This is a genomic window from Phytoactinopolyspora alkaliphila, from assembly GCF_010550695.1.
Lineage (GTDB): Bacteria > Actinomycetota > Actinomycetes > Jiangellales > Jiangellaceae > Phytoactinopolyspora > Phytoactinopolyspora alkaliphila.
In genome coordinates this window covers 370,924-392,137 of sequence record NZ_JAAGOB010000001.1, presented here as the reverse complement: position 1 = coordinate 392,137, position 21,214 = coordinate 370,924, and the positions used below count along the sequence as shown (strand labels likewise).

Annotated in this window: 18 protein-coding genes, 1 tRNA gene and 6 pseudogenes; 11 read left to right on the top strand and 14 right to left on the bottom strand. The window is 64.1% G+C overall.

Going from position 1 to position 21,214, the window contains the following annotated elements; genetic code table 11:
* Positions 1 to 119 precede the first annotated feature (119 nt).
* From G1H11_RS01660 to G1H11_RS01650, 3 genes are read right to left on the bottom strand one after another with little or no spacing between them, the layout of a single operon-like run.
* On the bottom strand, positions 120 to 1,973 hold the full coding sequence (locus tag G1H11_RS01660) for a M91 family zinc metallopeptidase (protein WP_163815394.1): 1,854 nt from the start codon (positions 1,971 to 1,973) through the stop codon (positions 120 to 122).
* A gap of 13 nt (positions 1,974 to 1,986) precedes the next feature.
* Complete coding sequence (locus G1H11_RS01655; RefSeq protein ID WP_163815392.1) at positions 1,987 to 2,676, bottom strand: hypothetical protein; 690 nt, start codon at positions 2,674 to 2,676, stop codon at positions 1,987 to 1,989.
* Between the two features lie 44 nt (positions 2,677 to 2,720).
* Positions 2,721 to 3,014, bottom strand: a complete 294-nt coding sequence (locus G1H11_RS01650) for a hypothetical protein (RefSeq protein WP_163815390.1) — start codon at positions 3,012 to 3,014, stop codon at positions 2,721 to 2,723.
* A 272-nt stretch (positions 3,015 to 3,286) separates the two neighbouring features.
* Between G1H11_RS01650 and G1H11_RS01645 the strand changes: the two are divergent.
* Together G1H11_RS01645 and G1H11_RS01640 are read left to right on the top strand one after the other, a co-directional pair.
* A pseudogene (locus tag G1H11_RS01645) lies at positions 3,287 to 3,810 on the top strand (class I SAM-dependent methyltransferase).
* A 118-nt stretch (positions 3,811 to 3,928) separates the two neighbouring features.
* Positions 3,929 to 6,520 (top strand): NHL repeat-containing protein, encoded by a 2,592-nt coding sequence (locus tag G1H11_RS01640; RefSeq protein ID WP_163815388.1) that lies wholly within the window; start codon positions 3,929 to 3,931, stop codon positions 6,518 to 6,520.
* A 556-nt stretch (positions 6,521 to 7,076) separates the two neighbouring features.
* Here the strand turns inward: G1H11_RS01640 and G1H11_RS01635 are convergent.
* Both G1H11_RS01635 and G1H11_RS27360 read right to left on the bottom strand, forming a co-directional pair.
* Positions 7,077 to 8,242, bottom strand: a protein-coding gene (locus G1H11_RS01635) for an IS3 family transposase (RefSeq protein ID WP_163815387.1) whose coding sequence is annotated in 2 segments (ribosomal slippage) — positions 7,077 to 7,955 and positions 7,958 to 8,242 — 1,164 coding nt in all. Because the reading frame shifts where the segments join, the coding sequence is not laid out codon by codon here.
* Positions 8,243 to 8,311: 69 nt separating this feature from the next.
* A pseudogene (locus G1H11_RS27360) lies at positions 8,312 to 8,696 on the bottom strand (helix-turn-helix domain-containing protein); the annotation flags it as partial.
* Between the two features lie 110 nt (positions 8,697 to 8,806).
* Here G1H11_RS27360 and G1H11_RS26760 point away from each other — a divergent pair.
* Together G1H11_RS26760 and G1H11_RS01620 are read left to right on the top strand one after the other, a co-directional pair.
* Positions 8,807 to 9,061 (top strand): type II toxin-antitoxin system prevent-host-death family antitoxin, encoded by a 255-nt coding sequence (locus tag G1H11_RS26760; protein ID WP_163815385.1) that lies wholly within the window; start codon positions 8,807 to 8,809, stop codon positions 9,059 to 9,061.
* On the top strand, positions 9,058 to 9,447 hold the full coding sequence (locus tag G1H11_RS01620; RefSeq protein ID WP_163815384.1) for a type II toxin-antitoxin system VapC family toxin: 390 nt from the start codon (positions 9,058 to 9,060) through the stop codon (positions 9,445 to 9,447). Before G1H11_RS26760 ends, G1H11_RS01620 begins: the two co-directional genes overlap by 4 nt.
* Before the next feature lie 738 nt (positions 9,448 to 10,185).
* Here G1H11_RS01620 and G1H11_RS25075 read toward each other — a convergent pair.
* Together G1H11_RS25075 and G1H11_RS25070 are read right to left on the bottom strand one after the other, a co-directional pair.
* Positions 10,186 to 10,671, bottom strand: coding sequence for a hypothetical protein (locus G1H11_RS25075; protein ID WP_216843330.1), 486 nt, complete (start codon positions 10,669 to 10,671; stop codon positions 10,186 to 10,188).
* Entirely contained in the window at positions 10,668 to 10,976 is a 309-nt protein-coding gene (locus tag G1H11_RS25070) for a transposase (RefSeq protein ID WP_216843329.1), read from the bottom strand. The genes G1H11_RS25075 and G1H11_RS25070 overlap by 4 nt, the downstream gene beginning before the upstream one ends.
* Before the next feature lie 194 nt (positions 10,977 to 11,170).
* Here G1H11_RS25070 and G1H11_RS25455 point away from each other — a divergent pair.
* A pseudogene (locus tag G1H11_RS25455) lies at positions 11,171 to 11,621 on the top strand (IS630 family transposase); the annotation flags it as partial.
* A gap of 214 nt (positions 11,622 to 11,835) precedes the next feature.
* A pseudogene (locus tag G1H11_RS01600) lies at positions 11,836 to 12,306 on the top strand (transposase); the annotation flags it as partial.
* Here the strand turns inward: G1H11_RS01600 and G1H11_RS25450 are convergent.
* The 3 genes and pseudogenes from G1H11_RS25450 to G1H11_RS01590 form a co-directional block, all read right to left on the bottom strand.
* A pseudogene (locus G1H11_RS25450) lies at positions 12,294 to 12,536 on the bottom strand (IS1634 family transposase); the annotation flags it as partial. The pseudogenes G1H11_RS01600 and G1H11_RS25450 sit on opposite strands and share 13 nt — an antisense overlap.
* A gap of 793 nt (positions 12,537 to 13,329) precedes the next feature.
* On the bottom strand, positions 13,330 to 14,022 hold the full coding sequence (locus G1H11_RS01595) for a chymotrypsin family serine protease (protein ID WP_163815379.1): 693 nt from the start codon (positions 14,020 to 14,022) through the stop codon (positions 13,330 to 13,332).
* A gap of 773 nt (positions 14,023 to 14,795) precedes the next feature.
* Positions 14,796 to 15,302: a hypothetical protein gene (locus G1H11_RS01590; protein ID WP_163815378.1), complete on the bottom strand. Its 507-nt coding sequence runs from the start codon at positions 15,300 to 15,302 to the stop codon at positions 14,796 to 14,798.
* A 207-nt stretch (positions 15,303 to 15,509) separates the two neighbouring features.
* On the opposite strand from G1H11_RS01590, the pseudogene G1H11_RS26755 reads away from it, so the two are divergent.
* Together G1H11_RS26755 and G1H11_RS25055 are read left to right on the top strand one after the other, a co-directional pair.
* Positions 15,510 to 15,734, top strand: a pseudogene (locus G1H11_RS26755) (hypothetical protein); the annotation flags it as partial.
* 82 nt (positions 15,735 to 15,816) lie between these two features.
* The gene (locus G1H11_RS25055) at positions 15,817 to 16,014 is read left to right on the top strand and encodes a hypothetical protein (protein WP_216843327.1); all 198 of its coding nucleotides are present in this window, start codon (positions 15,817 to 15,819) and stop codon (positions 16,012 to 16,014) included.
* On the opposite strand, the gene G1H11_RS01580 is transcribed toward G1H11_RS25055, so the two are convergent.
* The 3 genes from G1H11_RS01580 to G1H11_RS01570 all read right to left on the bottom strand — a co-directional run bounded on the left by G1H11_RS01580 (position 15,996) and on the right by G1H11_RS01570 (position 18,269).
* Positions 15,996 to 16,080: transfer RNA gene (locus tag G1H11_RS01580), tRNA-Leu, on the bottom strand. The genes G1H11_RS25055 and G1H11_RS01580 overlap by 19 nt on opposite strands.
* A gap of 86 nt (positions 16,081 to 16,166) precedes the next feature.
* A complete protein-coding gene (locus tag G1H11_RS01575; RefSeq protein WP_216843326.1) occupies positions 16,167 to 17,294 on the bottom strand; it encodes a hypothetical protein in 1,128 nt (375 codons plus the stop codon).
* A 60-nt stretch (positions 17,295 to 17,354) separates the two neighbouring features.
* Positions 17,355 to 18,269, bottom strand: a complete 915-nt coding sequence (locus G1H11_RS01570) for an aldose epimerase family protein (protein WP_163815376.1) — start codon at positions 18,267 to 18,269, stop codon at positions 17,355 to 17,357.
* A 25-nt stretch (positions 18,270 to 18,294) separates the two neighbouring features.
* Here G1H11_RS01570 and G1H11_RS01565 point away from each other — a divergent pair, with 25 nt between their 5' ends.
* Positions 18,295 to 19,200, top strand: a complete 906-nt coding sequence (locus tag G1H11_RS01565) for an NUDIX hydrolase (protein WP_163815374.1) — start codon at positions 18,295 to 18,297, stop codon at positions 19,198 to 19,200.
* Positions 19,201 to 19,267: 67 nt separating this feature from the next.
* On the opposite strand, the gene ku is transcribed toward G1H11_RS01565, so the two are convergent.
* The gene (gene ku / locus G1H11_RS01560; RefSeq protein WP_163815372.1) at positions 19,268 to 20,116 is read right to left on the bottom strand and encodes a non-homologous end joining protein Ku; all 849 of its coding nucleotides are present in this window, start codon (positions 20,114 to 20,116) and stop codon (positions 19,268 to 19,270) included.
* Positions 20,117 to 20,281: 165 nt separating this feature from the next.
* On the opposite strand from ku, the gene G1H11_RS01555 reads away from it, so the two are divergent.
* Both G1H11_RS01555 and G1H11_RS01550 read left to right on the top strand, forming a co-directional pair.
* Positions 20,282 to 20,446, top strand: a complete 165-nt coding sequence (locus G1H11_RS01555) for a hypothetical protein (protein WP_163815370.1) — start codon at positions 20,282 to 20,284, stop codon at positions 20,444 to 20,446.
* 77 nt (positions 20,447 to 20,523) lie between these two features.
* Positions 20,524 to 21,201, top strand: a complete 678-nt coding sequence (locus G1H11_RS01550) for a LysE family translocator (RefSeq protein ID WP_163815369.1) — start codon at positions 20,524 to 20,526, stop codon at positions 21,199 to 21,201.
* Positions 21,202 to 21,214: the final 13 nt, after the last annotated feature.

The window sequence follows — 21,214 nt, the reverse complement described above, 5'->3', positions numbered from 1 at the left end:
GTGCTTGTCGGTTGGCTTCGTCATCTAGGTGGTCAACCAGTCTGCCGAGTCGAGCGAGCGAGCGGCGACAACAGCCCATTAGACAAACGATCATCGGCTCGAACGACACGCCCAAGGGTTCAGTACTGGTTGCGTTTGGGCAGCCCAAGCTCGTCACGGAAGGCATTCTCGGTGAAGTCGAAGTCGTAGTCGGGATCGATCTCCTCCGCGGTGGTCCCGTCCCAGTCGGCGTCCCACGGCAGACCGACGTTCTGCCGCTCGATGAGAGGGGTCCCGTCGGAGTACCGGGCTCTGCCATCGGGGTCGGACGAGTCACGGAACTGCTTGTGCTCGCCGGTGCGGTACTGGTTGATGTGCCCGAGTTCGTGGAAGAAGAAGACGACGGGCGGGGTGATGTCGTAGTTCTCGGTGTAACCCATGTCGTAGCCGGGGGAAAGATGGTTGACGTCGAGCTCCACCCGGTAGTCGTCACCCGACCTGGATGCGCTGTTGTTGCCACCGGGGTGCTCGGCGATGGTGACCTTGTCCTTGCCGAAACCGAGGAAGCCCGAGTTGTCGTAGTGCTCGCCCTGGCGCTCTAGCATCTTCTGCCCCGTGGGGCTGGATGCCATCATGTGCAGATCGGCGAGCACCCGGTCCCTGAACTCCTGCGAGCCACCCACCTCGAACTCCAGCCAGCGAAGGTACTCCTCCTCGGACGGGATCTCGACGATGACGACGCTCTCGCCTCCAGGGGCGATATCGCCCGCTTCCATGTAGATCTCGTCCCGGCCGCCCTGGCCGTCGATGGTGTCCGTGCCGCCGCCCGCATAGATCGTGTCGTTGCCTTGGCCGCCGAAGATGCGGTCGTCGCCGAAGCCGCCGGATATGGTGTCCTGGCCGTCGCCGCCGAAGATGCGGTCGTCTCCAGACGCACCCTCCAGGTAGTCGCGTCCGGCGCCGCCGAGAATCACGTCGTCCCCGTCCATGCCGTAGATGACATCGTCACCGAGCCGGCCGGCGAGGACGTCGTTGCCGGCGCCGCCGTCGATGTAGTCGTCGCCACGGCCACCACTGACGAAGTCATTACCGATACCGGTCTCGATGCTGTCCAGTCCGTCGCCGCCGAACGCTTCCAGGTTTCCCTCGGAGCCTTGGGCGGAGATGGTGTCGTCACCGGCACCGGTGGCGAACCTGACGTGCACGGCAGTACCGGGTGGCACGAAAATCTCGTCATTGCCGCGGCCGGTGTTGATGACCACGTCCTCGCCTGCGGCGATCCGCTCCGTGGTCACATTTCCGGACGCATCGGTGATGGTCACCACGGTCTCGCCGGTATCCGGGTCGACGGTCACCTCCACGTGGTCCGCGCCGTCACCCGTGGTAATCACGGTTGTGCCGTCGAGGGAGGTCACCTGAACGCCATGGGTGTAGCCGGTGGGCACGTCCCAGCCTGGGTCCGTGCCGTCCGCAGCTTCGCCCCAGTCTCGCGTCAGTGCGAAGATATCCCTGCCCAGCTCTAAGAGCTTCTCGTCACGGCTTCTGACCAGCTCGATCGCATCGTCCACGATGCCCTGAGCGGTCTTGAACTCAGCATCGACATGGCTCAGGTCGTCATCGTCGTTCCACGGCGTGAATGTGACCATCCCATCGGTACGTACCGCGGATTTAGTGCCGGCCGCAGCCCGGGCGAAGCTGGTGTCGAGGTCCTCCTGTGCGTCGCGTACATCGGTCTTGAGCTGGCCGAACAGGTCCGCGATCTCGCCGTAGATGTCAGAAGCGTCACCAAGGACGGCAGCTACTCGTTCGGCGTGCTCGAAATAGCTGTCGGCCATGGCGCATTCCCAGTTGAGCCGCAGTTCGGCCTCACGGTTGCGCTGATTCGTCGCCTCTTCGCCAAAATCGGTAGCCAGGGTCTGCCATGCGTGCTTAGCGGTGTCGAGATAGCTGGTCTCGGCCTGCAGATCCCACACGTCAGGGAGCGTCACGGACATGGTGTGCCTCCGGTCATCGCGACCCGCCGGTGAGTGCGCCCGGGGGTAGGTCGGTACCCGCCGAACAGAGGAGCTGACGGTCAGGGGTGTGGTCGGCCATGGTCGGCGCGCCGCTTTCGCCGGGGTCCGGCGCCACCTGTACACAGAACGACCACGACGTCGCCTGAGTCGGCAGGGTGCTCGGCCCCGGCACATCGAAGACGTCGGCATCGGGCGCTATCCGGCGCAACGGGGTGAGGGCGAAGGCGCGGCCGGTGACGCTCTCACCGGGTTCCAGCCGCACGGCGGGCGCCCGATAGGCGGTACCGGTGTTGCTGTCGGTCCCGCTCCTGCGGCTGGTGGGGAAGATCTCTTTGGTGACGAGGACGGTCCCGGCCTCGTCACTGTAGACCCAGCTGGATTCCTCGGTGTCCGGAAGGGGGACATCGACCGTGGGTGTGATCTGCGCTGGCCGGCGTTCTACGACGAGCACGGCGACATCGGCGTTGTTGGTGACGGTGTACTCGGCGACCAGGCCGGACGTGTCCGGCGGATAGTCGGGTCCGGTGGGAGCACCGACACCGAGTTCCGCGTCGAGGACGACGTCGAGCTCGACGGGCGCCGTCGTATCGTCGCCGTCGGGATCCTCGCCGGACTCGCCTCCGCCGCAGCCCATAAGTGCGATCATGGCGACCACCGCCGAGAGCGCTCGACCCAGGTGCATCGCCGGTCCTCTCGCTGGCGCATAGTGGATGTCCCTTCGACGCGTCACGGCTCGGTACGGTTCATGACCTCGTCGATGTCACGGGAGGCGCGCTGGAGGTGCTCGCCGTCGGACTCGAGGACTGCGCAGAGGTTCTCCACCAGTCGGGCGCAGGAGTACACAGCGACATCGTAGCTTTCGTGGATCATCACTCCGACGGTCGCCTGGCCAAGAGACGCGCGGTCGAAGGTGCCTTGCTCGCCCACGGCAGCACCGGAGCCAGTGAGGTCGCGCGAGGAGGTGAGCATCCGGTTACCCACGTCGTTGAGCGTCTCTGGGTTGCCCTTTACCTTGCTCATGCCCTCATCACCTGTGCCTCGTGCAGCCGTTTCTTGATCGTCTGAGCTGATAGTACTGCTTGCGTCTCCCCACCCGGAGAGGTCGGTGCCCTTCGGGACGTACTGGCGGAGCATGTCAAAACGCGCGTCAGCAGTTATGCGAACTACACCGGGTCCGCGCTGACGCGGCTCACCGACATCGCCCGGCGCAAAAGGCGAGAACAGCCGTGGTCCGCAGACAGGTCTGCTCAATGAGCCCGCACTATTGGCGATGACCGAACAACTGCTTCGGCGTGTCGCCCGCTGTGCTGGCTGTTCACGCAACCTGGACCAGATGCGCCACGATCCCCGTGGTCGGCGACATGGCCACGACCCGTGCCCCTGGCGAGTATTCGCTGGTGTACCTGGTCTACAACACGATCTCGAATCTACTGACGCAGGCCGAGCAGGTTGCATGCTTTCAGGCCGCGGCGCGGCACCTCACTCCCGGTGGCCGTTTCGTCATCGAGCTGGGCGTCCCGCACCTGCGTATCCTGTCGCCTGGGCAGCAGGCCACCGTATGGCACTACGAATCCGGCTACATCGGCTTGGACACCTACGACGTCTTTCAGCAGTATCTCGTCTCGCATCACTTCACCTTCGGCGACGGCAAGCAGGCGAGGCTCTCTCGCAGTCCGCACCGCTACATCTGGCCCGCAGAGCTCGACCTGATGGGGCAGCTCGCCGGATTCGAGCTGGGGAGCAGGCATGCGGACTGGTCAGGCGGCGAGTTCACCGCTGACTCCCGCTCGACGTGTCGGTGTACCGGCACGGTTGACATCGAGGCGCCGATGCGTCCGCACCGTTGACATGCCTCGGCTCCGGCAATAACGTCATGCATTACTCGCAATATGCGTTCGTCGTAATTCGCCCACTCGGAGAGCGAGGCAGCAGTGATGAGTCGCACGCGGTACTTGACCGGCGTTTTGGCCATTTCGGCCCTGACCGTAAGTTCAGTCGCAGCCCTGCACGAGCCGGCACAAGCACAACCGGATGTGCCGCCTCCTCCAGAACTTCACGACGGCGATCTCCTCCTGGAGAATCACGGATTCGAAGACGGTCTCTCAGGATGGACCGCGACGAACGGTCGCGGCGAGGAGCCACCCGGGCCGTGTACTGACTCGCTCAGCATCTCGACGGACTGGTCCAGCCAGGGCGACCAGTCCCTCCAGGTCAGCGGAGAACCGCCGTGCGTGAACATGGGCGCGGCCAGCACACCGGTGCAGATCGAAGCCGGGGAAACCTACGCGGCGTTCGCGCACGTCCGGACCGAAACTCAGGCCTCGGTCGGGTTCCAGTGGGTGGATGATGACGGCGCAGTGATCGACACCTCCTACGGCTCCAGAAAACACGGCTCGGGGATCGTCGAAGTACGTGACGAGGCACCGGCCGGCGCCACGCATGTAGCCGTAGAGGTGGGCGCACGAGGGCCTGCGGAATTCGACGACGTGGTGATCACAGCACCGTTCACCGTCCTGCCGCCGCAGATCACCAGGCAGGCGTCTTACCTGGGTATGGCCGCAGGCGTCGACGAGAACGGGCGTCACGTCACGTATGCGATGGCTACGGGCTCGGAACACGATCCGGCGATCTTGACCGTCACCGACATCATCACCGGCGAAGTCGTGAGAAACGTTCGGCTCCCTGGCGCGACCGGAGCCTGGGGAATCCGGCAGAATCCCGTTACCAAGACGGTCTACATCGGCACCTACGGCGCGCCCGACCTGTGGCTCTACACCCCGGGCGATGACGAAGCCACCAACGCCGGCCGGCCGCCGATCCAGTCGTGGGGCTTCATGTACGACATGGACTTCGATGATGACGGCATCGCTTACGGCGGCGGATGGGGTGAACCGACGGACGGATTCGCTGGCGCGGCGTTGTACAAGTTCTCCGAGGACGATGGCTACCTCGGCACGCTCGGCCCGAACCCGCTGGTGACGGACGCGAATTACAGCCGTGCGGTGGCTTACGAAGAACAGACCAAGACAATCTTCACCGGAACCGGAACCAACGCACACCTCATCGGCTGCTCCACCGAAGGCGAACCCAGATGCAAGGATCTGACCGGCCTATTCAGCCCGGAGCTGCAGGAAGCCACGTGGGTCTACGGCATCACGGCCGGGGACGGCTACGTGATGGCCTGGACCGGCGACAGCAGCAGCCTCGGCAACGACTCGCTCGTCGTCCTCGATGTAAGCCGGGACTCCGACGGTGAACTGCAGGCCGAGGTGATCGCCGAGATCGAGGCCGTGATCTACAACGGCTCCTCGCCGGTGGTGGACGGCAAGATCTACTACTCGAAGGCCAATGAACCAGGGCAACCGCTCTATGCGTTCGACGTCCACACCGGCGAAGAGGTCAGCGTGCCGGACTCGGACACAGGGATCTTCTCCCGGCGCTGGGAGGCCGTGGAACTGGACGATCCCGACTGGCCGGGGACCACGCTGGTCGGCTGGAACTCCGGCGGAATCCTGGTGAAATACAACATCGAGACAGGGACGCTCGAGCGGACCGTCGTCGACGGAATCCCCCACGTGTCGACCCGCATCAACAACGTCGCCGCGGGGCCCGAAGGCACTATCTGGTCGGCGGGATACCTCATCGGGGGTCTGGGCGGATACACGCCGATGCGAGACGACGAGCAGGTGACTTACACGCTCGGTGGCCAGGCGGAAGCCATGATCAGCCATGACGGCCGTGTCTACCAGGGACGGTATCCGTACGGTCACATCGAATCGTTCATCGCGGACGAGGTCGCTTCAGGTCAGGCACCGCGCGTCGATTGCGAGATCGGTTTCCAGCAGAACCGGCCGTACGGGCTACTGGGGCACGGCGACCGTGTCTACTACGGTTCCCAGGCGGAGTACGGCCACGACCGGGGCGCCTTCGGCTGGCTCGACACCGAGACGGGCGAATGCACCACGCTCGACGTCGTGGGGCATCAATCGATCAACACCATTGCGGCCAGCGGCAGCAAGGTGTTCGGCGGCGGCAACATCTTCTTCGGCTACGACGGCACCCCCATCGACGACCAAGCCGAACTCCTGATCTTCGACGAGGAGACCGAAGAAGCGCGGACCATCCAGTGGCCCATCGAGGGCACCCGATCCGTGAACGCCGCGGCGACGGCTCCGGACGGTACCGTCTGGTTCTATGCGGAGGGCTGGTTGCTCGCCATCGCCCCGGACACCGAGGAGTGGGTGCACAGCGAGCATGTCTTCCCCGACTGGAAACCCGGTGACCGCATCGCCGGCAACTACGGGGAGATGACGCTCAACGTCGACGGGAGGATCTACGGGAACGTGGGCGGACGCGTCTTCGGCTTCGATCCAGCGGAGACGCTCGCCGAGGGTACCGCAGACGGCAACCTCGAGATCCTGATGCAGGGACGGGTCGGGCCAGGTATCACCAGTGATGCCTACGGGCACCTTTACCTGTCCTACACCTCCACCAAACTGCTGCGGATCGATCCTGGTCTCGCCTGACAGCTCACACTGACCGAACGTCGCACGGCACGGGAGTGCCGTTGCTCAAACCACGTCCGACGGGTCGGTGTTCGCGTCGCACAGCACCACGGCGACGCGTTCACCGGCCGCCGGTCGATACGCCCCCGTCAGCAGCGCGGCCAATGCGGCCGCTGTCCGCCGCCCTGGCGCAGAAACGCGCCCAACGCTCTCTCGAACGCGACGAAGCCGCGGCAGAACTCCAACATCTCACGGCTCGGACTCGCCTCAGTGAACAACAGATCGAGAAACTGATTCAGGAAGTGGGCGGCGCAGTCCAGGCCCTGGCTAGCGCCACGATGGAAGAGCGAGCGGAACTCTACGATGCGCTCGCCATTCGTCTCACATTCACACCAACCCCGCGCCAGGTCAAAGTGGATATTGACCCCGCGTGGGGGGTTTGGGCGTGTCCGAGGGGGGACTTGACCAGGTACCACACGCAGACGGTGCTCGGCCTAACCGCCTGACCCGCAGCTTTGTCGCGTCTCCGTTGGACGACACGCCGCGGGGACTGCTGCACGATCTGGTGACAGGTCGGTCAGGCTGCCTGAGTGACAGGTGTGGTCATGATGGTCTCGTACTCGATGGGGGTCAACCGGCCGAGGGCTGCCTGCCTGCGGCGTCGGTGATAGGTCCGCTCGATCCAAGTCACTATCGCGATCCGTAGCTCTTGGCGGGTGGCCCACGTGCGGCGGTCCAGGACGTTGTTCTGCAGCAGGGCGAAGAAGCTCTCCATGGCAGCGTTGTCGCCGGCCGCGCCGACCTTGCCCATCGAGCCGACCATGTCGTGACGGTGCAGGGCACGGACGAATCTGCTGGACCGGAACTGCGATCCTCGGTCGGTGTGGACCACGCAGCCGGCCACCTCACCGCGGCGGGCGACGGCGCTAGCCAGGGCGTCGACGGCGAGACGGGACTTCATTCGGTCGCTGATGGAGTAGCCCACGATCCGGTTGGAGTAGACGTCCTTGATCGAACACAGGTAGAGCTTGCCCTCACCGGTCTTGTGTTCGGTGATGTCGGCCAACCACAACGCGTTTGGAGCGCCGGCGGTGAAGTTCCGCTGGACCAAGTCGTCGTGGACCGGCGGACCGGGCTTCTTGCCGTTCTTCCCGCGCTTCTTCCCGAACGCACTCCACCAGCCATTGCTCGAGCAGACCCGCCACATCGTCCGGTCACACGCCGAGTAGCCGGCGTGCTTGGCTTCGTCGGCGAGATAGCGGTAGCCGAACTCCGGGTCGTCGCGGTGGGCATCGAACAGTGCGTTGGCCAGGTATGCCTCGGTGAGCTCGGCGTCAGTGACCGGGTTGTCCAGCCAGCGGTAGTAGGGCTGGCGAGCGAGGTCGAGCACCCGGCACGTCACCGTCACAGGGATTCCGTCGGCGGCCAGCTCACGGACGAGCGGGTACATCATTTTCCCGGCAGGTTCGCCTGCGACAGGTATGCCGCTGCACGACGCAGGACCTCGTTCTCCTGCTCCAGCAACCGGATCCGCTTCTTGGCTTCCCGCAACTCGGCGTTCTCCGCGGCCGTGGTGCCGGGCTTGAGCCCGTCCTCGACGTCGGCCTGACGCATCCAGTTGCGTAGACAGGACTCGGCGATACCGAAGTCGGCCGCGATCTGCTTGATCGTCTGCCCCGGCTCACGGCGGCGAGCAACGTTCACGACGTCGTCGCGAAACTCCTTGGGATGAGGCTTAGGCACGGTACACATCCTTCCAGTGACGCCTCCCAGCGCCACAGATCAGATGTCACCTATCCGTGCAGCAGACCCGGCGAGGACGTCGTCCAGCTTGATCAGGCGCCGACGGGTCCCTGGAGTCTCCGCAGGCAACTCACCGTCATCAATAAGCTTCACCACAGTCGGCCGACTCACACCGAGCAGATCAGCAGCCTGCTGAGTGGTAAGGAGCTAGCTCTGCGGCGCGACCGTGACCGCCTTACCCGCCTCCAGAGCTTCGAGAACCTGCAGCAACACCCGGTACACGGTGGCAGGCAACTCGACCTGATCACCTTCGGCAGGACCGGCCAAAAAAATACCGCGGCTCCGGACGAGCACCTCGGGACTCCTCATGGGCCTTGATGAAACTCAACACGTCAGCGACGTCGTCATCAGAGCCAGGCAGATAAGTCTGCTGCTCCAGCGGCTGTATAGTCATGACACCTGTCTCCCTCGAAAGAAGTGTAACGGGTTTCGTTTCTTGCGAGGACCTCCCTCGTCCGGATGGCCTGAGAAGCCGGAGCGTGCTACAGGTGCTACGCTATTGGTATGGAGCCAACCGTCAGCCACCGAGACCTCCGCAACAACAGCGGCGCGGTACTGCAAGCCGTCGCGACCGGCGAGTCGTACACAATCACGAACCGGGGCAAGCCCGTCGCGCGGTTGGTGCCGATCACAGAGACGGCTCCGGACCTCCCGCTCCATCGAGCGGCGACTGCTCACGGTGGATTCCGTTCGTTGACTAGGCATCGTGTCTCAACGCCCAGCGCTGACACCTTGGATGACCTCCGGGGCGAACGTTGAGCCGGTACTACCTCGACACGTCGGCAGCAGCGAAGTTCCTGGTCGAGGAGTCCCAGAGTGCCCCACTCTCAGAATGGGCTGACTCTCCTGACACCTACCTCGTGGCCACCCACCTGTTGGAGACCGAACTGCGACGGTTCGCCACGCGCCATAACCTGCCTCAGGCCGATGTGTCCGCGATCCTTACGCGCGTCGACATCCACGATCTGCCGCCCAGCCTGTACCGAGAAGCGGGCCTCCTGCCCGGTGAGACCCTCCGCTCGCTCGACGCTCTCCACCTCGCGGCATCGATCCGGCTCGACGTCGACGCGCTGGTCACCTACGACGTCCGTTTGGCCGAGGCAGCCGGGAACGCCGGGCTACACGTACACGCTCCAGGAGTCTGACCGAGTCCTCAGAGATCAAGAGTTCTCTGTTCACCCGTTCGGCCAGTTCTCAAACTGGCCGGCATAGGGACGGGGCCAGCAGCGATCTCTGCGCAGCCTGTGCTCCAGACGTCACATCTCGGCCGGATGTTTCCGGAATGATTGGCGGTGGCTCTTGTCCAGGCACGGGGCGCCGATACCGATGTAAACCTGGCTCGCAGGCGGACTCCTGCAGACGCGTTGATGCCGCGAACACGCTGGACCCCTTCGCCATGTGACCGGCTTTCCCGGCCTCGGACTACTACGGGTCCTCCGCCCCACCGCGACGACGTCGGTCGGCGACGGACCTTCCCGCCGGGCAGCAGGCTGCTGACCGGGGAGGGGACCGTCACGGTGGTTCCCACGTTCACCGTCGAACCGCTCGACGGGGTCGGTGCCCAACTATGCCCCTGCAGCATCGCCGTGGCTACGCCGCAGACATTCACCACGGCCTCCCGGCCGGCGACATCACCCAGCCAAGGAGTTCCCCGCACGACGACGACCGAAGACGTCTCATGCGGGTGCGCGCTGCTAACCGGCCCAGATCCACCAGGTTCGAGCCGGAGGCTCTCTTGAGGGGCGTTCAGCCGTTGGTTCCTCACGTACGCCTTCCCGTCTTGCTAGCCGGGCCCAGACCATCTGGCAGTACTGGCCTGTCCCGTCGTTGTCAGGGCTGCTTCCGCCCTCGCCCCCGTCCCGGGGATCAGGCTGCCCTCAGCTTCACCTCGCCGCTGCGGCAGCGCGGCGGTGCAGGTCTTCCACCTCCACTCGGTTCAACAGCGCCTCGTGGCGCTCGATGTCCACAAGCCACAACTGGTTCAGCGCGTCCGCGGTGAACACGTGCCGCACTCTGCCGTCTTCGTCGACCACCGCACACAGGTCGTCGTGGACAGGCGGGCCGGGCCTGCGTCCCTTGCCACGCTTGGGCTTGCCGAATGCGCTGAACCAGCCGTTGGCCGATGCGATCCGCCACGCGGTGCGGTCCGCCATCGGCTGGCCGGCGTCGCGGGCCTCGTCGGCGAGGAGCCGGTGTCCGAACTCGGGGTCGTCCTTGTGGGCGTCGAATAGCGCATTCGCGCGATACGCCTGCACCACCTCACTCGTGGTGATGGGGTCCTTGAGCCACCGGTAGTACGGCTGGCGGGCGAGCTTGAGCACCCGGCACGTCACCATCAAAGGAACACCTGCTTCGGCGAGCTCGGTCACGAGCGGGTAGAGCCTTTTCCCGGCAGCCTCGCCTGCGACAGATACGCCGCCACCCGCCGCAGCACCTCGTTCTCCTGCTCCAGTAGCCGGATCCGCTTGCGCGCCTCCCGCAGCTCCGCAGACTCAGTGCGGGTCTGCCCGGGCTTGACGCCCTCGTCGATATCGGCGCGACGCATCCACTTCTGCAACGTCATTGGGTGGACCCCGAAGTCTTTAGCGATCTGCTCGATCGTCACTCCGGGCTCGCGATTCCGTGCGACGCGCACAACGTCGTCACGGAACTCGCTCGGATAGGGCTTGGGCACAGCAACATCCTTCCAGGCCCACCCCTCGGGCAAGCCAGATCAGATGTCACCTACTCGTGCGGCGGTCCCGAGATCGGCGATGCCGGGACCGTGGCAAACGGCCACGCCAGCTGGTGCTAACCGAATTGCGGCTGGACCGGCGACCTTGGTAGTTTGCAGTCGTGGCTTGATCATTGGTACCGCCTGACCTGTCTACCGCGCCGATGCTGCCGATGCAGCCCGGACTGCCCGAGCGCCGGACGCACGACTACAAGCGTCACGGCACCTCGACCTTGTTCGCCGCACTGGAGATCGCCACCGGCAAGGTCACCGCAACATGCAAGCCGCGTCACCGACATCAGGAGTTCCTCGCGTTTCTCAAGCAGGTCGCCCGCGCCTACCCCGGCGTGGCGCTGCACCTGGGTGATGGACAACTACGCCGCGCACAATAAGGCCGAAGTCCGCGCCCTGGCTGGAGGCGAAACCGCGGATCCACGTCCACTTCACGCCACCTCCGGGTCGTGGCTCAATCTCGTAGAGGTCTGATTCGGCATCATCGAGCGCCAGGCCATCTATCGCAGCTCCTTCGGCTCGGTCAAGGACCTCAACGCCAAAATCCGCACCTTCATCGATGGCTGGAACGACCGATGCCACCCACTCGTGTGAACCAAGACCGCAGATGAGATCCTCAAGGAAGCTAACCCGCCGCTTTCGTGGCTGATGCGTGGGTGTCGCGTGTCGATAACGTAGAAAGGGCCCCTGATCTGCAATGATGTGACTTATCTAAGGTCCACATCGTGCGGAGTCGAGGAGCACTTTCCAGTTGAAGACAACCGGGTTCTATCCGCGTGCTCGTGTTGATGTATCCGGAACAGGGATCATGTCGTCTGCTGGTGGGCTGCTGCTGGTCGACGCGGTGCGTGCCGTCGGTCTGGATCGTGCGTTGTCGCAGTCCTGGCGCCGTGGCGGAAACCGCTCGCGGTCCATGATCCGGCCAAGATTGTCTGTGATCTCGCGGTCAGTCTCGCACTCGGTGGGGACTGTCTGGCTGACATCGCCAAGGTCCGCCGCCAGCCGGGCGTGTAATGGTCCGGTGGCGTCGGATCCGACGGTGTCCCGGCTGATCGACACCCTCGCTGCGGACGCCGGCCGGGCGTTTGCCGCGATCGATCCCGCCCGGGCGTAGGCTCGGGCCCGGGTATGGGAGCACGCCGGCGACGACGCGCCCGACCATGACATCCACGCGGCTGATCCATTGATCATCGATGTGGACGCCACCCTGGTCACCGCGCACAGTGACAAGCAAGGCGCGGCGGCGACGTTCAAACCTGAGTTTGCTCATTTGCTTTGGTGCGTGACGATGGCGTCGATGATGGCTTGCTGATCGTCGGTCAGCTCGGGTGGGAAGGTCTGGATCGCGACGTTGATCGCGATGGTCGCTGAGCGCAGCGGTCGCAGGGTGCGTAGTACTCGGCGGAGCGTGAGGCCGGTCCGTCACTGGATGGTTCGCGAGACGGCCAGGGCGGCGAACACGATGGTCAGGTGGGCTTCAATTGCGTCGCGGTTGCGGGCGAACATGGGTTACGCCGATGTTCAGGTCATGCCGACCTGGCCGGTATCCGTGCTGGTCGCGAGGGCGGGCAGGTCCGGCGGGTCGGCATAGTTGATTGGCGGGATATGTCGCGCGTCAGACTGACCAGCACACACATGCCCTCATCCCGACGAACCCGCGCACCAACCCGGACCATGGAACCGGCGCCCACCCGAGACGACACCCGGGCACCCTGTCACACCCGCCTGCCAAAATTCACCCCAACGCCGCAGCTATCGCGCCGTGACGAGCGCCAACGCCCGGCTCACGAAAGATCTGGGCTCACCGTCAGCCACCTTCAAACACGGATCACTAGGGATCTTTACTCTACTCAAATTAATCTTGGGAAGTTCGTGCGCTATCTCGGTCGCGTTTCCTCTCTCGCGGTCCCGGCTCATCGCACTGCGGCGGATCTCCTTCTACCCTACATACAGGCTGGCGCCAAAGAATGACAGGATATCACTCATTCTAGCGAACCTTCCTGCGCTCGTGGAGTTTATTCCGAGCGCCGTTTTCGGGGATGTCCCTCTGAAGATGGGAGAACCACTGTCCCCTCCCTGGGAAGAAATGCTTGTATCGGCACCGCGCTGAGTGCACTGGCATGCCGTCCCTGTCCAAGTCGTGTAGCTATCAGTGACAGTCCCGGTCGCAGTCGAGGCACTCCGACCCTTACTCATCCTCACTACCTCGCCTTGCCTGGGAATACCCACCGACGTCACCGGCCCCGACAGCCCGTAAATAACCCTGGATACTTGAGAACTCGGCATACTGACACGCATCGCGTCAATGCCCGAGCCGTATGCGGATCCTTGGAGGGATCCCACATGCCCGTACCCTCTGATACCACAAGGTCGAATTGTTGTAGCTGCAATGACCAGCTGATACGAATTGACGGACACCATTTCGGACGATGTGAAACCCCATGGTGCATCTCGAGCCGTCTGTCGATCCTCGGCGGATAACATTTCCAGCTTTCATGGGAGAAGTACAATACTCGCGAGATGTGCACGCGACCTCAATCGACGGTTCGCCACGCTCGACGCGGAATGGAACCTCTCTCTTGTCGATCGGCACAGCACCTGACTTAGCCATGGCTAGACTCATTTGCTCGACCCGAATGCCGACGACCAATTCAGACTGCGAGGTATCCACAGATACCGAATACACTTCAACGTCACCAATGTAGTCGGCGTAGTTCGCGAAGAGTTTATCGGCTGCAGTTTCGAGATCACGTTCCGTGAAGTCGGTTTGTCGAACTATAAAATCGTCCACAAGTCGCGGTTCGGCGCGTTCAAGAACAGTCTTCATTTCATCGACACTTCCAGTCGTCAGCACAACCGGAATACCGTGCAACGAGTGATCGAAATAGATTCCAGCAAAGCTTTTCTCCGCCCGCGCTGCGGGCTCAAACCGATCCTCCGTCAACGACTGCAGATCAACGCGCCGCTCAAATTCTGCGAACTCGTCTTGCGTCATAGGTAGGCCGTATTCAGCAGTCCCAACATCTGTGGTGCTTCCATGGAGCTCTCGTATGTAATCCGCATCTGAGCGAAATCCGAGAGCGTTTCTTGTCTCTATGGCATCGTCGAGGTCTAGCGTGGAATCCTCAATAGTGTCTAGATTGGCGGCATCAGCAATAGTACCACCGCTCAGCGCTACTGCGATGACCAGAAAAGGCGTAACCGCTGGTGCTACCGAACTTGAATGAATTCTGAATACAGTCCTTCGAAACCCCATGCCTACCCCAACCCGATGCTACAGCCCGAAGACGAACTAACATTACGCGATCCGCCCCTAAACACAAACCCCCTACTGGCTTAGTCGTCACGAGCTTAACAGCGCGTACTCCCAAGAGTGGAAATGTCAACGCTTGAAGATGATTGGCAACGATCCGCCCGTTGCCAGTCACACGTTTGTGGCAGCCGCTGTTTCGGATGCATGTGTCGTGTGGATGGCATCGATCCTATGCGGTCGGGGGACAGCCGGGCGCTCGAAAGGCACGAACACGTGGCAGCGAAAACGGTGGTGGTACTGGTGGCGTGCGGCGACACGCCGACGTCGTGTGGCCGCTCTACAGCAGGCTCACTGACACCATACGGACAACTACCGTGACGTGTCAGAGAAGCACGACCAGTACCCCTGCGCCCAAATGGGTCCCGTTGCCTTGGTCGCGGCGGCGATGGGTTCCTTCCCGGGCGCGACGCTCTATCGCTGTAGGCGTACCCGTCCGTAAGCGAAGCTGGGTTCTTCTATTGATGTACGATGACGTCAAGTTCGTCGGGATCGAACCCATGTGCTATCTTGAAACCAACTGCCTCGTCAAACTCCATAGACTCGCACGTACCTTCACTCGCGGCGCGAGGAGTTACCTCAATCACTGGCCGGTCATTGCTTGCGACGTCTACCGAGGGTAGGAGCCCGCAGTATGGGCCGGTGCGGTAGACGACTACGACGTCGAATCCTCGTATGCCTTCATGGCTCAGAACAGAATCGCCCGACGCGAGACGCTCCATCTGTTCGTGGGACAGCTCATCAGAGTCCGACGGATGAAAGGCTACTGCACGATCGATGATGCCGGAATCGCCGGAAACAGTAAGATCGATGCCGTCGGCAAAGTCCGCAGCGCCATAGCCGGGAGTGTGGGAATCGTCCGACGACGTGGGCACAGGGTCGTTAGCTCCCTCGTTCTCTTCGGCGCATCCAACTACGGTGAGAAGAAAGACGCTGACATATACGCTCGCGAGTCGCACGCGCATCAGTCATGGCCTCCTAGGCAGAACGGGACGACCGCACTGGGGAGCCCGGTTGCTGCTCGTAATGGATATTGTTCATTTCAGCCGCCCGATGCCACGATCTTCTCACATCGATGCTTCCGTGTCTCCATTCCACGCTGGGCCCCGGCAAAGTAGCTAGTGCCTCTCCCAGAAGGTTGCCGCTGTAATCGTGTCGACTTGATCCACCACATGGAGGCCGGAAGGCTGTCGCCGGAGGTGGTGCTGATGGCTCGACAGCCTGAGGTGTTCGTCCGCGAGTTGCAGCCCGAGGAAGCCCAACGACTGGTGAAGATCACTCGGACGACGAAGGACCGGATCCGGCTGCGCCGGGCGGGGATCGTGCAGGCGTCGTTTCAAGGACGCAGCACGACCGACACCGCAGCGATGTTTGCCGCGTCTCCGCAGTATGTGCGGGAGGTGATCCACGCGTTCAACGAGCACGGGTTCGCAGCACTGGACCCAAATGGAGCAGGGCCGTCCGCCTACGTTCGGCCCCGTGGTGCGAAAGCTCATTTGCCGGGTGGCCAAGACCCCGCCGCAACAACTCGACCGCCCGTTCACGACGTGGAGCTTGTCCAAGCTGCTGGAGTACTTGACCGAGGTCCACCAAGTCACGATCAGCACCGAGACGGTGCGATCGATCCTGCGCAAGGCAGGCATCAGAGACCTGCGGAGTGTCCGAGGGGGGACTTGAACCCCCACCCCCTTTACGGGGACTAGCACCTCAAGCTAGCGCGTCTGCCTATTCCGCCACCCGGACAGGTGTCGGCGCCTTTCATAGCGCCGCGGCGGGCCTAACTGTACCAAACACTGGAGGGCATCTGTCCAACCACCAGGCTCGGTCGATCACTCAGGGATTCGGACGCCGGCGACGTCGGCGACACCGGCAGCCTGCCTGAGTTCAAGATAGCGCGCACGGGCCTCGAAAACCTCACTCATCTCGGCTGTCACGCCCTCAAGGAACTCCTCCCGGTACGTCGCGTCGGTGAGGATGGAGATTGCGTAGTACAGACCGGTGATGGCTGCCATGCCGGCCGCTACGCGCAGCAACGCCTCCGTGATCAATATCTCGTTGCCCAGCAGCTCAAGCCGGTAGGACCACATCCCATCGGTGACGTCCCACGCGGCCCGGACTTCACCGCCGACGGCCAGCGCGCCGAACGCCACGAAGAACAGCCCGATGCCCACACTGACGACGAATACCTGCAGCGCCTGGCTGATCACCAGCGTCAGGCCCACATTGGCCCGTTGCCGGCGGCTCAGCGGCGGAGTGTCACCACGGACGTCGTCCTCCAGATGGCGCACCTGGCCGGGGATCCGCAGGATCAGGAAGAGTCCGCCGAGACCGACGAAGAGCCCGCCGACGAGCCACACGAAAGCGCGCGGCATCGTGGAGAAGACCTGCCACATCTCCGCGTTGAGGAACAGCACAAGTGAGAACACCAGCAGCAGAGGTAGCGCTCGGACCAGGCGCACCAGCGAGTCCGCCAGCTCGTCGGCCACTCGCGTCAGTGACCAGAACACCGTGGCCAGCAGGCCGTAGCCCACCACCAGGTAGACCAGGCCGAGGAGAAGCGCGTTCCCGGCGATCACGAGGAGAACCTGGCGGAGCTGACCACCGAAGATCAACGGCAGCAAGGCGGGAATGAACACGAACGCCGCGAGCTCCGGAGGCCCGATCCGTTGTGGCAGTGTCCAGAATTCACGGCCGAGAAGCCGATTGAACAAGCCGAACGCCATTATCAGCACCGCAAGTCCGCCGACGGCGGCGATCACATTGACCAGGACCGGCCAGTCCAGATCGATCGCGCCGAGCATCTCCGCGATGAACACCAGCGCCAGGAACGGCGCGGCACGGGTGAAGACGTCGCTGCTGGCGGAGTAGTCCTCGATGAACAACGGCAGCCCGCTGCGCCGGAACGTCCGTTCATAGTCCGCCAGCTCCATGGGTGCCGGTTCCCTCAGTCTCGCCACGAGCTGGACACTATCGGTACGCCGACGCCGGACGTGCGCACCCGGCCACGCGGCCGGGTGTCACCGGGTGGCCGAAATCCCCCACGTACCCTCGAACGCGCCGCCGGGTTCGAGGACGATGAGATGATCGCCGCTGTTGAACGCATCCGCGGGAGCCGTCATCGGCTCGACCGCCAGAGACCGCCGGACGCCCTCCTCAGGCCGGACGTTGTCCGCTGTGTATAAGAGCACGAACGGCCATGCCTCGTCCTGCCAGAGGGTGATCCGCCAGCCGTCCGGACGTTCGGCGACCGTGCGGGCGTGGCCCGAGTCGTCCCGGGCGAGGTCGGTGTACAGGCCGAGCTGGCTGCTGCCCACCTCACGCCCAACGCGGAAGTCGGTCTCCGCGTCCACGGGCCGGCGTTCGGTCAGCACGCTGTGCTCACCGTGCAGCGCAGTGGAACCTGGCACCGTCACGACGACGTCGTCGACCAGAGCGTCGCCGACATGCAGGTACGGGTGGGTGCCTGCCGCGAAAGGGGCGTCGTCGGCGCTCATGTTCATCACGGAGATCTCTGAGGTGAGCCCGGTGTCGTCGAGTGACCAGCGAGTCCACATGCGAAGTGTCCACGGATAGCCCGGGCGGGCCGGCAGCACGGCACCCAGTTCGACCGAAGTCTCGTCCCGTGCGAGCAGCTGGAACGGAAGCCACCGGACAAGGCCGTGAATGGCGGTCGGCGTTCCTGGGTCGACGGGCGTGCGGTACTCCTCGCCTTGGAAGGTGTACCGGCCTTCCCGGAGCCGGTTCGGCCACGGCATGAGCCACTGCCCGCGCGCGCTCGAGCACACCGTCCCGGCCGGGTAGCCCGCCACCACGTCCACACCCGCCACGGAGTAGGTACGCAACCCGCCTCCCGCCTCCACGACGACAGCTGTCTGGTCACCATGCCGGAGCGTGTGCTCGGCGGCACCGCCCACCTCATTGAGACTGATCACGGCGCTCACCCTACGCTGGGTGTCGATGAGTCCTCTCAGGCACCGCACCGACGGCGACGGCTGGATCGAGTGTTCTTGCGGGCACCGGCACTGGGGCCTGTTCGGCTCTGCCGGCCTCCTGCTCGTCGATCCCGCGCGCGGCGTCCTGTTGCAACATCGAGCCGAGTGGAGTCACCACGGCGGAACGTGGGGGGTGCCGGGAGGTGCGAGAGCGTCCGGTGAAGCGGCGCTCGATGCGGCCGTCCGCGAAGCCCACGAGGAGGCGGCCGTGCCGCCGGAGCTCGTGCGACCCAGCCACGCCTGGATCGAAGACCACGGCACCTGGTCCTACACGACTGTCGTGGCCGCCGCCTCCACGCCGTTCGACGCCTACGCCAGCGATCCGGAGAGCCTGGCGATCACCTGGATACCCGTCGACCAGGTAGACGCGCTCCCCCTGCACCCGTCCTTCGGTGCCCTGTGGCCCTCCATCCGGGATCAACTGCCACGTCGGCTGGTCCTGGTGGTCGACGGTGCCAACGTCGTCGGGTCGCGCCCCGACGGGTGGTGGCGAGACCGGGCCGGCGCGGCGGCCAGGCTACGGGATCAACTGGCACTGTCCCCTCCCCTGCCCGCCTCCGACCTCGGGCTGCCGGCCACGCTCTGGTGGCCGGACGTGCATCTGGTGGTCGAAGGCGCCGCCCGCGGCCTCGACGCGCCGGACGGCGGGGCGGACTCCGACGGAGATCGCGGTGTCCCCGTCTCGGTCTCCGTGAAACGCGCACCCGGACACGGGGACGACACGGTCGTCGAAGTCGCCGCGGCCGCCGTGACCGCTCGTCCGCAGGACCACGTCGTCGTCGTCACCGCCGACCGGGAGCTTCGCAGCCGAGCGGAACGGGCCGGCGCGGCGACCATCGGCCCGGGGACACTCACTCGACTCTTTCCGTGATCCACCCGCCACTGCGTCCTGCAGAGTGTGGCCCGTGGCGCTCAAGCTGCAGGACGCAACGCAGCACTCAAGCGGACTTCTTGCTCTTCGCCGACGTCTTCTTCGCCGCCGCCTTTTTCGCCGGCGCGTCCTTGGCCGACGCCTTCTTCGAGTCCTTGGCCTGCTCGACGCTGCGCCGCAGCGCCTCCATGAGGTCGACCACCTTGTCCTCGGTTGGCTCCTCGGCGGGCTGCGCCGGCTCGACGCCTGCACTGCGCGCGGCCACCAGTTCGAGCACCGCCTCGCGGTACTCGTCGGTGTACTCGTCCGGATCGAAGTCGCCGGCCAGTGTCTCGATGTAGGACTCGGCCATGGCCATCTCCTGTTTGCGCACCTGCACATCCTCGGAGAGGAAGCCGAACTCGGCACGGCGGATCTCGTCCGGCCACAGCATGGTCTGCACCACCAGCACGCCCTCGTGTGAGCGGAGCACGGCGAGGCGCTCCCGGTTGCGCAATGCCACCTTGACGACGCCTACCCGGCCAGACTCCTCGAGCGCGTCACGCAGCAGGACATACGGCTTGGTGTCTCCGGTGGGCTCGACGTAGTAGGCCCGTGACAGCGCCGTCGGGTCGATCTGTGAGAACGGCACGAAGCCGAGCACGTCCACGGCCCGGCTCGAAGCCACGGGGAGGTCCGCTAGGTCGTCGCTGGTCAGCACCACCATCTCGCCGTCGGGCAGCTCGTATCCCTTCGCGATGTCGGCGTAGGCGACCTCGTCGCCGTCCTTCTCGCAGAACCGGCGATAGCGGATCCGCCCGCCGTCGGTGGCATGCACCTGCCGGAAGCTGACGTCTTTCTCCTCCGTGGCGGACACCAGCCGTACCGGGATCGACACCAGCCCGAAGGAGATCGAGCCTCGCCATACCGTTTGCATCCGTCTCCCCGTTCTCATCGATCCGTACCGCTGATGATGCCGCGATTATTCTCGCCCTGCCAGTATGACCCGCGCCGTGCCCAGAACTCATCGGCGCGCCTTCCACTGATCTGCCCAGCCAGATGCCACTGTGGAGATGAAGAACTCCGGAAGGAGGATGCGCCAATGAGTACTGTGATCAGCTGGTGCATGGACTGTGGCCACGACACCGCACTCGACTCGGTCCCGCAGGCCATGCCTACCGAGTACATCTGCCGCGACTGCACCGCCGCCTATATCGTCGAACCGAGCCCAGTCGCGGACTCCGCCCAGCTGCACGCCGTCGCCTGATTGCCCGGCTTCTGCCTGCTTGACGATGACCAGTATGATCCCCTGGGCCTGTGTCGGGCGAAGGAGAAGGGCGGGCAATGATCCCCACAGATGTACTGCTCGCGTTCATCGCGACGACCTGCGGCTTCATGCTCATCCCAGGCCCTGCAATGCTCTACTCGACAACCGTCGGTGTTGAGCGCGGCAGGAACGCGGGTCTCTCAGCAGCAGGAGGGCTGGCCATCGGATGCCTACTGTTGGCTACAGGCGCAGCCATGGGTCTGACAGCCGTGCTTGCGGCATCGGAGACACTCTTCGTCGTGTTCAAGATCTGTGGTGTCGCTTACCTCGTCTACCTTGGCAGCCGTCGCCTGCTGACACCCATGACTGATCTCGCCACTAACGAACAACACGCGCAGCCACCATCAGACGGAGCGCGGCGGAAACCCGGGGCCGGTGTGTTCGGTGAGGTCGGACGCGGCACGCTGGTAAGCATTTCCAACCCAAAGGACGCGCTCTTCTTTTTTGCGTTTCTACCGCAGTTCACCAGTAGCGCTCATGGAAGCATCCAACTACAGATGCTTCTGCTTGGAGGCATATTCGCACTTATCGCGCTGGTGTTCGATGGCTGCTACGGCCTTCTCGGGGCGCGCCTTCGCCGCTTGTTCATGATGCGACCGGGCGTTTGGCGCAGCCAACGCTGGGTAGCAGGATTCGCTTACTTGTTCATGGCCGCATTGGCAGCGTTCTCTTCCAATCGCGCTCGTACCGCCTGACGGGCGCGCGGCT